The sequence below is a fragment of the Streptomyces sp. NPDC045695 genome (assembly GCF_056432025.1).
Genome location: NZ_JBWKJU010000002.1, coordinates 255,202 through 267,213 on the forward strand (window position 1 = coordinate 255,202; position 12,012 = coordinate 267,213).

Below are 12,012 nucleotides of genomic sequence, written 5' to 3' on the forward strand. Positions count from 1 at the left end.
CATCGCCTCTTAGCCGGGCGGCCGGATCCCTCGGAACAGTAAGGCTGGGCGCAGCAGCGCCGGACCTGCCGAGGCTCCTCGAAGGAGGCATGCCGTGACCGTCGAGATGGTGGTGCCGGCGTGGATGGAACGAGGCCACCGCACCCGTCTCCATCACTGTCGGCCTGGGAGCCGTCTGACAGCGCTGGAAGATCATCACCGCCGCAGGAGCGGGTCCAGGTCGCGGATCCAGGCGTCGCGGGCTGCGGGCCAGGTGGCCGGGCAGTGGGTGCGGGACGGGGTGGCCAGGGTCGGGTGGTGGGTGGGGGTGGCGCCGTAGGCCGCGCAGCGGTGGGATTCCGCGCGGGCGGCGGACGGGGCGTGTTCGTCCGACGGGTCCGGTTCCGGGTCGGCCGCCGCGGCGAGGTCGTACGCGCGGGCGGCCGCCAGGAGGGCCTCCTCGCCCTGCGGGGCGTCGCCGCGCAACAGCATGAGCTGGGCGAAGCGGTCGGCGGCGTCCTCCTCGGCGCGGTCGCCCTCGTCCGGGAGGCCGAGCGCATCGATGAGGGCGTGGCCCGCCTCGTGATAGAGCGTCTCCCGTACGACCCCGGCGAGCGGCTCGTCCGCCGGGCGGCCGTCCGCCGCCTCGAACAGGGCGCGGTCCTCGGTCAGATCGTCGTAACAGAGCTCGATCCGGCGCGCCACGGGATCGTAGCCGCTGCCCTCGCCCGCGCAGGAGCGGGCGACGACCACGACCCGGTGGGGGACGTCGACGTACGCGTTGAGGTCGGCGGTGACCGTCTCGGTGAGCCGGCGCCGCTTCAGGAAGCCGGCGCTGTCGCGGTCGGCGGCGTCGGGCTCCTCGTAGCGCGGTACGAATCCCCGCGCGGGCGGGGGCCGTTCCTCGCAGGCGGACAGCGTGGACAGGGTGAACAGGGTGCATAGGACGGCCAGGGCGGCCAGCGCGGGGCGCAGTAGGGCGGGCGCGCGTCGGGGCGGCGTCGGCGTGCGGGTCTGCCTTAGCGCCATCTGGCCCTGCCTTCACGCCACTTGGTGAATTTTGACCCGACTATACGAAAGCCTGACCGCCTCCCTCTGAACTAGCTCAGATTCCCTCGCGCTCAGGGAAGTCCCGCAGGACACTTGGGGCTCGTTGCCGGAGCTCTCTGAGGGGGATGCCGATGCGGGACAGCCATCGCGTCGAAGCCGAGCGACTGTTGCTGCGGGCCGTGGACGAGGAGGCCCGGCGGGGAGCCGGCGCGCCGGGCACGGAGGTGGCCAGGGCGGCGCTGCTGACGCGGGGCAGGGAGGCCCTGGAGGCGCTCGCCGCGAGCGCGGCGCCCGAGTACGAGGCGTACGTACGGGCCCTGGACGAGGCGGCGGCCGGGGACCCGTCGCTCGGCGAGGCCTTCCGGCGCGGCAACACCTCGACGGCGGCGCTGGTCACGGCGGTCGCGGCGGTCGCGGCCATCGGGACGGACCTGTCGCTCGGCGTCGCGGTCGGCACGGCGCTGACCACGGGCGTCGTCGTGGGCATCGCGGGCGCGGTGGCGACGGTGGCGAAGGCGACCGCCCTGCACCTGCCGGCCGCGAACCGGCGGGCCGGGGAGCTGGGCCGCCCCGGCGGCGCGGAGCAGTTGAGACTGCAGTGGCTGTCGGCGCTGGAGGTGCGCGGGATACGGCCCTTCCTGGAGCAGCAGCGCACGGTGACCGCCGCGGCGCGCATCCCCCGTCCGGCGGTCCGGCCGTCCGTGCGGACCGCGCCCCGCCCGGCTCCGCGGCTGCGCAGCACGGACCGCAGCGCGGAGGCCAGGCGGCGCAGCGTGCTGGAGCAGTCCTTCGGACAGCTCCCGGAGCCGACGGCCCCGTTCGCGGGCCGGCGGGCCGAGCTGACCCGGATCGCGCAGTGGGTGCAGGCGGCGCGGGCCAGTACCGAGACCCGCCCGGTGATCGTCGTGCTGCACGGCGAGCCGGGGGTCGGCCGTACGGCGCTGGCGCTGCGGGCGGCGCACGCCCTGCGGGACCAGTTCCGGGGGGCGTGCCTGGTGGACCTGCGCGGCGCCTCGCCCGGTGGGGAGGCGCCGCTGGCGACGCGCGAGGCGCTGCTGCACCTCCTGAACCGGCTGGGCGCGCCCCGCGAGCAGTTGCTCTTCCGCGAGGGCGCCTCGGCGGAGCAGCAGGTGCGCCGCCTCGGGGAGCTGTACCACCAGCACCTCCAGGGGCTGCCGGTGACGGTGCTCCTCGACGACGCGGTGGACGCGGAGCAGATCCGGCTGCTGGTTCCCGAGCGCTCCGAGAGCCTGGTGCTGGTGACCGCGCGGGAGCCGCTGGAGCTGCCCGCGGACCTGGCGGCATGGGTGCACCAGCTGCCGGTGGAGCGGCTGGCGCCGGACGAGGCGGCGGAGCTGGTCCGCGCCCCGGGAGCCGCCTCCGCCCCGGCTTCCGCCTCGGCCCCGGAACCCGCCTCCGCCCCGGAAGCCTCCGCCCAGGGAGCCGCCTCCGAGGCGGTGGCCGCCGCGGTGAAGCTCGGCGGCGGGCTCCCCCTCGCCCTGCGCCTGCTGGCCCCCCTGGTCCGCGACGGGCTGGCCCCCGAGCCGGAGGGCGCCGGCACCTCCCGCCCCGTGGAGGACGCCCTGCGCGCCGCCGACGCCCGCCTGGCCGAGCCCGCCCGGCGGCTGCTGCGCCGGCTGCCCCTGGCCGGCCGGGCCTCCCTCGGCGCGGCGGCCGCGGCCGCGCTGGCCGACGTACCGGAGCAGGCGGCGCTGCGCACGCTGGAGGAGCTGTGGGAGGCCGGGCTGATCGAGCGGGTGCGCGGCCAGCGGTTCCGGATGCACGACGCGGTACGGGCCTACGCGGCGGCGCGCCTCGCGGCGGACGAGGACCGGGCCGGGGCCGCGGCGGCGCACGAGCGCCTGATCCGCACCTACGCCCAGCTCGCCGACTCGGTGATCCGCATGGTCGACGGGAAGATGTCGACCCGCGCGGACGTGTTCCCGGGCAGCTCGGTCGGCGGCCACGGCTTCACCTCGCTCGATGCGGCGCTGCGCTGGCTGGACGACGAGTCGAGCTTCATCACGGCGGCCCTGCGGCATTCGGACGGGGTGGACCAGCAGGCGGTGCTCGACCTGCTCGGCGCGCTCTGCGACTTCTGCCTGCTGCGGGGGGACCTGTACCGGCTCGGTGAGATCGACGAGCTCACGCAGGCGGTGGCCGCGGGTCACCCCGGGGAATCCGGGGTCTCCGGGGCGCAGCAGGGCCGGCTGGTCCGGTCGGTGCAGTGGCGTACGGGCATCGCGGCGCGCCAGCTCGGCGAGCTGGACAAGGCCCGCTCCACCCTGACCTCGGTGGTGGACCAGTACATGGAGGCCCGCCAGGAGGCGGGGGCGGCGATGGCCCTGGTCTCCCTCGGCATCACCCTGCACCACCAGGGCAACCTCCCGGAGGCCGCGGCCCGCATCCGCGAGGCGCTCGCGCTCCAGGAGCCCGCGGAACTGGCGGGTGACCGGGCCTGGGGCCTGCACGCGCTGGCCGCGGTGGAGCGGGACCTGGCGCACCTGGCGGAGGCGACGCGCCTGCTGGAGACCTCCCTCGCCCTGCACCGGGAGAGCGAGAGCGTGCACGGCGAGGCCTGGGCGCACTTCCAGCTGGGCCAGGTGCACCTGCGGCTCGGCGACGTGCCGCGGGCCGAGGAGGAGCTGCGGCTCGCCCTGGACCTGTACGGGCGGACCCGCGACGACCGCGGCGAGGCCTGGGCGCTGACCCAGCTGGGCCGGGCGCGGGTGGTCGACGGGGATCCGGGTCCGGCGGTGGAGCGGCTGCGGGAGGCGCTGGCCCGGCACCGGGAGGCGGAGGACGCGCGCGGCGAGGCGTGGACGCTGTACTACCTCGGGCAGGCGCTGGAGGAGGACGGCGAGCGCGACCGTGCGGTACGGGAGCTGGAGCGGGCCCGGACCATGTTCTCGCGGATGCGTGACGTGTACGGGCTGGCGCACGCCCGCCACCACTCGGGCCGGGTGACGCGCGACCAGCGGGCGGCCCAGACGGGGAACCTGAAGAACTCCGGCTTCGCCCGCCAGCTGCTGGTCGACGCGCGGGCGGACTTCCGGCGGATCGGGCTGGCCCACGGCGAGGCGTGGACCTGCCTGGAGCTGGCGGTCGTCGACGCGGGCAACGGCCGCCTCTCACAGGCGCTCGACCTGTGCGAGGAGGCGGTCCGGCTGTTCATCTCGTACGGGGACCGGCGCGGGGAGGACTGGGCCCGCTTCCTGCGGTGCACGATGCTGCCGTACGCCGTCCCGGCCGCCCCCGAGGAGGCGCGGGCGGAACTGGAGCGGCTGGCGCAGGCGCGCCACCCGGCGCGCGACGGGCGGCTGGAGGACTGCCTGGAGACCTACGGGGTCGTCCTGGGCCGCGGCGTCGACGCGGCGGAGGGCTGGCAGGCGTGGCGGCTCGGCCTGGTACCGGACCTGCACGCGCGGGAGATCATGGGCGTACCGGCGGCGTCGGGGCCGGCCTGACCGGGCCCACCCGGCGGGCTCCCGGACGGGCTCACCGGGCTCACCGGGCTGACCGGGCTCACCCGGCGGGCTCACCGGGCGGGCTCACCGAGCCCACCCCGCGGGCTCGCCGGGCCCACCGGGAGGCCTCACCCGCCGCCCACGCGCACGCGCGGAAGCACCGCCCCACCGGTCCTGCCGGCCGGGAGGCGGTCACGCGAAGGGGTCCCCGAGGGGCGGGGCCCTATGGGGCCCGGGTGCCTTCGGCGGACGGGGCCGGGGCCGCGGCGGCGCCGGGCTCCGCGGCCTCCTGGAAGTTCACCTGGCCCATGTGGCGGCTCATCGACTTCATCAGACCCCACACCGCGAGGGCGAGGGCCGCGAAGACGATGAAGCCCAGGAGGCCGGGCGTCACCTTGTTCTTGTCGAAGGTGTCACCCGCCAGCGGGAGGAGCTGGGTCAGTGCTGCCTGCGTAGCGCTCATAGCTAGGCATTCTCCCGGATGCCCGCGAAGAGGTCGGACTCGGGGAGGGAGGTGTCGACGAGCGACTTCGCGAGCTCGTACTCCTCCGTCGGCCAGACCTCCTTCTGGATGTCCATCGGCACGCGGAACCAGCCGCCGTCCGGGTCGATCTGCGTGGCGTGCGCGATGAGCGCCTTGTCACGGATCTCGAAGAAGTCCGCGCAGGGCACGTGGGTGGTCAGGGTCCGCTCCTTGCGCTCGAACTCCTTCCACCGCTCCAGCCACTCCCCGTACGGGGACTCCATGCCGCGCGCGAGGAGCGCCTCGTGCAGGGCGACGGTGCGCGGCTTGTTGAAGCCCTGGTTGTAGTAGAGCTTCTGCGGCTGGTACGCCGGGCCGAACTCGGCCTCCGGGTACTTCTCGGTGTCGGCCGCGCCCTCGAAGGCCACCATGGAGATCTTGTGGGTCATGATGTGGTCGGGGTGCGGGTAGCCGCCGTTCTCGTCGTACGTGGTGATGACCTGCGGCCTGAAGGCGCGGATCTTCTTCACCAGCTCGCCGGCGGCCTCGTCGACGTCCGCGAGCGCGAAGCACCCCTCGGGCAGCGGCGGCAGCGGGTCGCCCTCGGGCAGGCCGGAGTCGACGTAGCCGAGCCATTCCTGCTCGATGCCGAGGATCTGGCGCGCCTCGTCCATCTCCCGGGCGCGGACCTCGTGGATGTTCTCCTCGATGTACTTGTCGCCCTGGAGCTTGGGGTTCAGAACGGAGCCGCGCTCGCCACCGGTGCAGGTGACGACCAGCACGGGCACCCCCTCGGACACGTACTTGGCCATGGTGGCCGCGCCCTTGCTCGACTCGTCGTCGGGGTGGGCGTGGACGGCCATCAGTCGAAGCTGCTCGGTCAAAACAGGATCCTCTGCGATTCGGCGCGACGGTCGGCTCCTATAGTGACCGAACTGGGGGACGGAAAATTCCGGGGGTGGCCCCACCTCCCCAGCGAGAGGAAGAGATCATGAGCGCGGTGCGCGAGGGACTGCCCGAGGGCCGGTACGGCCGGTCGGCGGACGAGCGTGCGGACCGGAAGCTCAAGATCATCGGTGCGGCGCTGGGCGTCGTGCTGCTGGGTGTGATCGGCTGGATCGGCTGGGACTACGTCGCGGGGCAGGCCGTCAGCGCCGAGGTGATCAAGTTCCAGGTGGTGTCGGACACCGAGGTGAAGGTGCACCTGGAGGTCCGCAAGGAGTCCTCGGTCACCGGGGTCTGCACCCTGAGCTCCCAGGACGAGGAGCACGCCGAGGTGGGCCGGGCGGACTACACCTTCGCCCAGGCCGAGGCCCGGGTCGACGAGGTAGTGTCGTTGAAGACCACCAGCCGGGCCACGATGATCGAGCTGGTCGGCTGCCAGCCGGCGGCCTCCGGCCACTGAGGCCCGCAGACGCGGCCGGCACCCTCGGAGTGCATTGGTCCTCCCCCTTTTCTTCCCGAATTGTTAGGCTCGTGGTTTCGTCCGCCGCTGGCGGCTTTGTAGTCCCCTGTACCGACGAGGAGCACCCGTGACCCAGACGAGCGAAAGCGTCACCTGGCTGACCCAGGCGGCGTACGACCAGCTGAAGGCGGAGCTGGACTACCTCTCTGGTCCTGCCCGCACGGAGATCGCCACGAAGATCGCAGCCGCCCGCGAAGAGGGCGACCTGCGCGAGAACGGCGGTTACCACGCGGCCAAGGAGGAGCAGGGCAAGCAGGAGCTCCGGGTCCGCCAGCTCACGCAGCTCCTGGAGAACGCCAAGGTCGGGACCGCGCCCGCGTCCGACGGCGTGGTGGCCCCCGGCACCCTCGTGAAGATCGCCTTCGACGGCGACGAGGACGACACCATGGAGTTCCTGCTCGCATCCCGCGAGTACGCGTCCTCGGACTTCGAGACGTACTCCCCCCAGTCCCCGCTGGGCAGCGGCGTGATGGGCAAGTCGATCGGCGAGGACGCCGAGTACGAGCTGCCGAACGGCAAGAAGGCCTCGGTCAAGATCCTGGACGTCAAGCCCTTCACCGGCTGATCACCCGCCCCGTTCAGTCTGCTCTTCACGTCTTCACGCGCGATGCCCGGCCGGTTCCTTCCGGCCGGGCATCGCGCGTACGGGCCCACGGCTACGGGCCCATGGCTACTGGCCCTCGCCTACGGGCCCTCGCATACGGGGCCACGCCTACGCGGTCGCCGAGCGGTACTTGCGGACCGCGAGGGTCCGGAAGACCGTGATGATCAGCAGCGACCAGAGGACGGACGCCAGCACCGGGTGCTGCATCGGCCAGGCCTCCGGGACCGGGTACCCCTCGGGCAGGTTGCCGAAGAGCTCGCGCGCCGCCTGGACGGTGGCGCTGAACGGGTTCCACTCGGCGATGTGCCGCAGGAAGGCCGGCATGTTCTCGGAGGGGACGAAGGCGTTGGAGATGAACGTCAACGGGAAGAGCCAGATCAGCCCGCCCGAAGTGGCCGCCTCCGGGGTGCGCACCGACAGGCCGATCAGCGCGCCGATCCACGAGAAGGCGTAGCCGAGCAGGAGCAGCAGGCCGAAGCCGGCGAGCACCTTGCCGAGGTTCTCGTGGGTGCGCCAGCCGACGATCAGCGCGACCACGGCCAGGACGACCACGGTGAGCGCGGTCTGGACGAGGTCGGCGAGCGTGCGGCCGGTGAGGACGGCGCCGCGCGCCATGGGCAGCGAGCGGAAGCGGTCGATCAGGCCCTTGTGCATGTCGTCCGCGATGCCGGCGCCCGCGCCGGCGGTGGCGAAGGTGACGGTCTGGGCGAAGATGCCGGCCATCAGGAATTCCCGGTAGGCGGCCGGTGAGGTGTTGCCGCCGACGCTGATCGAGCCGCCGAAGACGTAGCTGAAGAGCACGACGAACATGACCGGCTGGATCACGCCGAAGATGATCATCTCGGGTATCCGGGACATCCGGATCAGGTTCCGCTTGGCCATGACCAGGGAGTCGTTGACGCCCTGGACGAGCCCGCCGCGCGGTCGGGGCGCCGCGAGTTCCGCCGTGGGGGTGCCCGGGGTCGGGGAGGTGAGCGTCACTTGGCCGTCTCCTTTCGCGCCGCCTTGCGGCCCTTGGAACCGGCGCCGGCCCCGCCGTCGCCGTCGCCGTTCTCCTCAGCCGTCAGTTCGGCCGCGTGGCCGGTGAGGGAGATGAACACGTCGTCGAGGGTGGGGCGGCGCAGGCCGATGTCGTCGATCTCGATGCCCCGGCCGTCCAGTTCGCGGATGACCTCGGCGAGCAGTTTCGCCCCGCCCGTCACCGGCACGGTCAGCTTGCGGGTGTGCTCCTCGACCGTGGTCTCGCCCTTGCCGAAGCCGGCGAGCACCTCGCGCGCGGAGGCCATGTGGTCCCGCTCGTGGACGACGACCTCCACGCGCTCGCCGCCCGTGCGGGCCTTGAGCTGGTCGGAGGTGCCGCGGGCGATGACCTTGCCGTGGTCGACCACGCAGATGTCGTGCGCGAGGTGGTCGGCCTCCTCCAGGTACTGGGTGGTGAGCAGCAGGGTGGTGCCGCCGGCGACCAGTTCCTGGATGATCCCCCACAGTTGCTGGCGGTTGCGGGGGTCGAGGCCGGTGGTCGGCTCGTCCATGAACATCACGGGCGGGCTGACGACGAGGGCGGCCGCGAGGTCGAGGCGCCTGCGCATGCCGCCGGAGTACGTCTTGGCGGTGCGGTCGGCGGCGTCGCCGAGGTTGAAGCGTTCGAGGAGTTCGTCGGCCCGGGCTTTGGCCGCCTTGGCCTTCATCTGGTAGAGCTGACCGACCATCTGGAGGTTCTCGCGGCCGGTCAGGTACTCGTCGACGGCGGCGAACTGGCCGGACAGGCCGATGGCGCGCCGGACCTCGTTGGGGTGCCGGAGCACGTCGATGCCGGCGACGACGGCCTTGCCGCTGTCGGGTCGCAGGAGGGTGGTCAGGACGCGCACGGTCGTGGTCTTGCCCGCACCGTTCGGGCCGAGCAGGCCGAGGACGGTGCCTTCGGGGACGTCGAGGTCCACGCCGTCCAGTGCCCGTACATCGCCGAAGGTCTTGACCAGGCCTTCGGCGTAGATTGCGCCTGGCATAGGGATTCTCCCAGGGAGTGAATCGGACCGACTGGATCGGGGCGTTCCACCGCAAAGCCTATGGGCGCCGGGCATGCCGCGCCCGGCTGGTCGGGGGACCGCCCCGCCTTCCCCTTACCCACCCGGGCGCAGGCTATCGCGTCATATCGCGAATCGCCACGGACGCGACTCCCCCAAGACCTAGCCCATCACCTTGTACCCGGCGCCGTGCAGCGACCGCGCGACCTGCGCGCAGTGCTCCGGGCCCTTCGTCTCCAGGTGAAGCTCCACCTCCACCTCCGTGAGCCCCAGCCGTGGGTCGGTCCGTACGTGGCTCACGTCCAACACGTTCGCATCCAGCTCTGACAACACCGCCAGGAGCCCGGCCAGGGCCCCCGGCCGGTCCGCCACGCGCAGCCGCAGCGACAGGTACCGGCCCGCGGCCGCCATGCCGTGGCGCAGGATGCGCTGGAGCAGCAGCGGGTCGACGTTCCCGCCCGACAGAACGGCCACCACCGGCCCGCCCCCGTACAGTTCGGGCTCGCTCAGCAGAGCGGCGACCGGGCTGCAACCGGCCGGTTCCACCACGAGCTTGGCCCGCTCCAGACACAGCAGCAGGGCGCTGGAGAGCGCGTCCTCGGAGACCGTACGCACGTCGTCGAGCAGCTCGGCGATGATGGTGAAGGGGATGTCGCCGGGGCGGCCGACCTTGATGCCGTCGGCCATCGTGACCGGGTCGTCGAGGGAGACCGGGTGCCCGGCCCGCAGCGAGGGCGGGTACGCGGCCGCGCCGGCCGCCTGCACCCCGACGATCCGCGCGTCCGGGCGCAGAGCCTTCACCGCGACCGCGAGACCGGCCGCGAGACCGCCACCGCCGATGCCGACGAGGATGGTCCGCACCTCGGGGCACTGCTCCAGGATCTCCAGGCCCACCGTGCCCTGGCCGGCGATGATGTCGCGGTGGTCGAAGGGGTGGATGAACACCGCCCCGGTGCGGTCCGCGTAGTCCTGGGCGGCCGCGAGGGTCTCGTCGACGACGTGGCCGTGCATGCGGACTTCGGCGCCGTACTCCTGGGTCGCGGCCACCTTCGGCAGGGGCGCCCCGACCGGCATGAACACGGTGGAGCGGACCCCGAGGAGGGAGGAGGCCAGTGCCACGCCCTGCGCGTGGTTGCCCGCGCTGGCCGCGACGACACCGGCGGCCCGCTGCTCGGGGCGCAGGCCCGCGATGCGTACGTAGGCTCCGCGCAGTTTGAAGGAACCGGTGCGCTGGAGGTTCTCGCACTTGAAGTGGACCGGGGAGCCGGTGAGCGAGGAGAGGTGCCGGCTGCCCTCCATCGCGGTGACCCGGGAGACGCCGGAGAGCATCTTCTGAGCCCCCCGGACGTCGTCGAGCATGACCTGCGGGACGGGCTGGGGCACGCGGTAGTTCATGCGGCCAGTCTCGCAGCCGGTCCGGGGGGTGGCGCGCCGCCCGCATCAGGGGCGAAATCCGGCCATCCCGGACGGGCGCTCGGCTTCGCTCCCAACCCGCCGTACCAGTTGTCAAACCGGGCGTACGAGCCGCCGCACGGCCGCGTACTCTGTCCCCCATCCTTGTCGGACCCACGCGAAGAGAGCCCACGGCCATGCCTTCCACCCCGGCCAGTTCCGACCTGCCCGCGGCGCCCGACGCGCCCGCCGGAGCGGGTCTCCTCGACGCGCTCCAGCACCAGGTCGCCGTCTTCGCCCGCCGCGCCGAGCAGACCCGCCTGGGCGGTGTGGGCCAGGCCCGCAACTCGATGGACCGTGCCGCCTATCTGCTGCTGAACCGGCTCGACCTGGAGGGTCCGATGGGCGTGAAGGCGCTCGCCGGCGGCATGGGGATCGACTCCTCCACGGTGACCCGGCAGGTCGCGCCGCTGGTCGACAGCGGTCTGGTCAAGCGGACCTCGCACCCCGAGGACGGGCGCGCCGTCGTGCTCGCGCTGTCCCCGCGGGGGCTGGCGCGCCTGGAGGAGGTCCGCTCCTCGCGGCGCGAGCTGATGGCCCGGGTGACGGAGGACTGGACCCAGGAGGAGCGGGAGTCCTTCACCGGGCTCCTGACGCGGTTCAACCTGTCGCTGTCGGAGCTGATGGCGTCGGTGTCCGAGGCGGGTCCCGCGTCCTGAGCGGAGTCCTGAGCGGAGTCCGTCCATCCTCTTGACCTGGACGGTCCCGCTGCCCGCACTATGTGGGCTATGCGGGTGGCTGATCAACGAACGGGCTCCTACGCGGAGTTCGAGGCCTTCGTCGCGGGTGCGGCCGGGCGGCTCCTGCACGTCGCCGTCCTGCTGACCGGTGAGCCGGAGGCGGCCCGCCGGCTGCTGGCGGGCGCGCTGGCCCGTACGTACGCCAACTGGCGACGGCTGCGCGGGGACGATCCGTACGACTTCACCCGCCAGGAGCTGTGCACCGCCTTCGCCCGGACCGGCCGGCGCCACCACCGGGGGTCCCCCCGTACGGAGTCGGGCGCAGGCCCCGGCCTGCTGGCGCGGCTGAGTCCGCCGGAGCGGCTCGTCCTGGTCCTGCGGCTCTACGAAGGGCTCGCGGACGAGGTCACGGCGGCGCAGCTGGGGATGCCGGTCGAGCGGGTCCGGGTGCTGTGCAACCGGGCCGTGGCCGCGCTCAGGTCCCAGGAGGCGGCGTGAGCGGGCTGCCGGACCGGAAGGAAATCCAGGTCAGGGCGCTCATGGAGGGCCCGTACCCGGCCGTGCCGGCGGGCCTGGCGGCGGGCGCGGCGGAGCGGGGCGCCCGCCTCCTGCGGCGCCGCCGGGCGCTGCGCAGGTTCGGCTGGGCGGTGCTCTTCGCCGTGGCGGTGGCCTTCACGGTCTGGGCCTCCCTGACCCGCCCGTGGGCCGCGCCGCCGAGCGGCGTCTCCCCGCCGCTGGAGGGCTGGTAGCGAGGCACGTCCAGCCTCGCCGGCACCGTCCAGCCTCGCCGGCGTTCGAGGCGCGGGGTCCGGGGCGGAACCCCGGTCA

At 73.5% G+C, this 12,012-nt stretch carries 12 protein-coding genes; 6 read left to right on the top strand and 6 right to left on the bottom strand.

Annotation, left to right across the window (positions count from 1 at the left end):
* Positions 1-195 precede the first annotated feature (195 nt).
* Positions 196-1,008 carry a DUF4344 domain-containing metallopeptidase gene (locus AC07DU_RS04335; protein WP_479109553.1) on the bottom strand — a complete coding sequence of 271 codons (813 nt, stop codon included), beginning with the start codon at positions 1,006-1,008 and terminating at the stop codon, positions 196-198.
* A 152-nt stretch (positions 1,009-1,160) separates the two neighbouring features.
* On the opposite strand from AC07DU_RS04335, the gene AC07DU_RS04340 reads away from it, so the two are divergent.
* Positions 1,161-4,496: a tetratricopeptide repeat protein gene (locus AC07DU_RS04340; protein ID WP_479109555.1), complete on the top strand. Its 3,336-nt coding sequence runs from the start codon at positions 1,161-1,163 to the stop codon at positions 4,494-4,496.
* Between the two features lie 223 nt (positions 4,497-4,719).
* On the opposite strand, the gene AC07DU_RS04345 is transcribed toward AC07DU_RS04340, so the two are convergent.
* Positions 4,720-4,959 (bottom strand): hypothetical protein, encoded by a 240-nt coding sequence (locus tag AC07DU_RS04345; protein ID WP_453375176.1) that lies wholly within the window; start codon positions 4,957-4,959, stop codon positions 4,720-4,722.
* Positions 4,960-4,961: 2 nt separating this feature from the next.
* Positions 4,962-5,843: a mycothiol conjugate amidase Mca gene (mca, locus tag AC07DU_RS04350; RefSeq protein WP_360902834.1), complete on the bottom strand. Its 882-nt coding sequence runs from the start codon at positions 5,841-5,843 to the stop codon at positions 4,962-4,964.
* A 107-nt stretch (positions 5,844-5,950) separates the two neighbouring features.
* Between mca and AC07DU_RS04355 the strand changes: the two genes are divergently transcribed.
* On the top strand, positions 5,951-6,364 hold the full coding sequence (locus tag AC07DU_RS04355) for a DUF4307 domain-containing protein (RefSeq protein ID WP_360902831.1): 414 nt from the start codon (positions 5,951-5,953) through the stop codon (positions 6,362-6,364).
* Between the two features lie 127 nt (positions 6,365-6,491).
* On the top strand, positions 6,492-6,989 hold the full coding sequence (greA, locus tag AC07DU_RS04360) for a transcription elongation factor GreA (protein ID WP_360902828.1): 498 nt from the start codon (positions 6,492-6,494) through the stop codon (positions 6,987-6,989).
* A gap of 147 nt (positions 6,990-7,136) precedes the next feature.
* On the opposite strand, the gene AC07DU_RS04365 is transcribed toward greA, so the two are convergent.
* From AC07DU_RS04365 to ilvA, 3 genes are all read right to left on the bottom strand, one after another.
* Positions 7,137-8,009, bottom strand: coding sequence for an ABC transporter permease (locus AC07DU_RS04365; protein WP_479109558.1), 873 nt, complete (start codon positions 8,007-8,009; stop codon positions 7,137-7,139).
* Positions 8,006-9,034: an ATP-binding cassette domain-containing protein gene (locus tag AC07DU_RS04370; protein WP_360902822.1), complete on the bottom strand. Its 1,029-nt coding sequence runs from the start codon at positions 9,032-9,034 to the stop codon at positions 8,006-8,008. The genes AC07DU_RS04365 and AC07DU_RS04370 overlap by 4 nt, the downstream gene beginning before the upstream one ends.
* Positions 9,035-9,214: 180 nt before the next feature.
* Complete coding sequence (ilvA, locus tag AC07DU_RS04375; RefSeq protein WP_479109560.1) at positions 9,215-10,447, bottom strand: threonine ammonia-lyase; 1,233 nt, start codon at positions 10,445-10,447, stop codon at positions 9,215-9,217.
* A gap of 194 nt (positions 10,448-10,641) precedes the next feature.
* On the opposite strand from ilvA, the gene AC07DU_RS04380 reads away from it, so the two are divergent.
* From AC07DU_RS04380 to AC07DU_RS04390, 3 genes are all read left to right on the top strand, one after another.
* The gene (locus AC07DU_RS04380; RefSeq protein ID WP_360902816.1) at positions 10,642-11,163 is read left to right on the top strand and encodes a MarR family winged helix-turn-helix transcriptional regulator; all 522 of its coding nucleotides are present in this window, start codon (positions 10,642-10,644) and stop codon (positions 11,161-11,163) included.
* 69 nt (positions 11,164-11,232) lie between these two features.
* Entirely contained in the window at positions 11,233-11,682 is a 450-nt protein-coding gene (locus AC07DU_RS04385; RefSeq protein ID WP_479109562.1) for a sigma factor-like helix-turn-helix DNA-binding protein, read from the top strand.
* Positions 11,679-11,933 carry a hypothetical protein gene (locus tag AC07DU_RS04390; protein ID WP_360902810.1) on the top strand — a complete coding sequence of 85 codons (255 nt, stop codon included), beginning with the start codon at positions 11,679-11,681 and terminating at the stop codon, positions 11,931-11,933. Before AC07DU_RS04385 ends, AC07DU_RS04390 begins: the two co-directional genes overlap by 4 nt.
* The last annotated feature ends 79 nt before the right edge of the window (positions 11,934-12,012 follow it).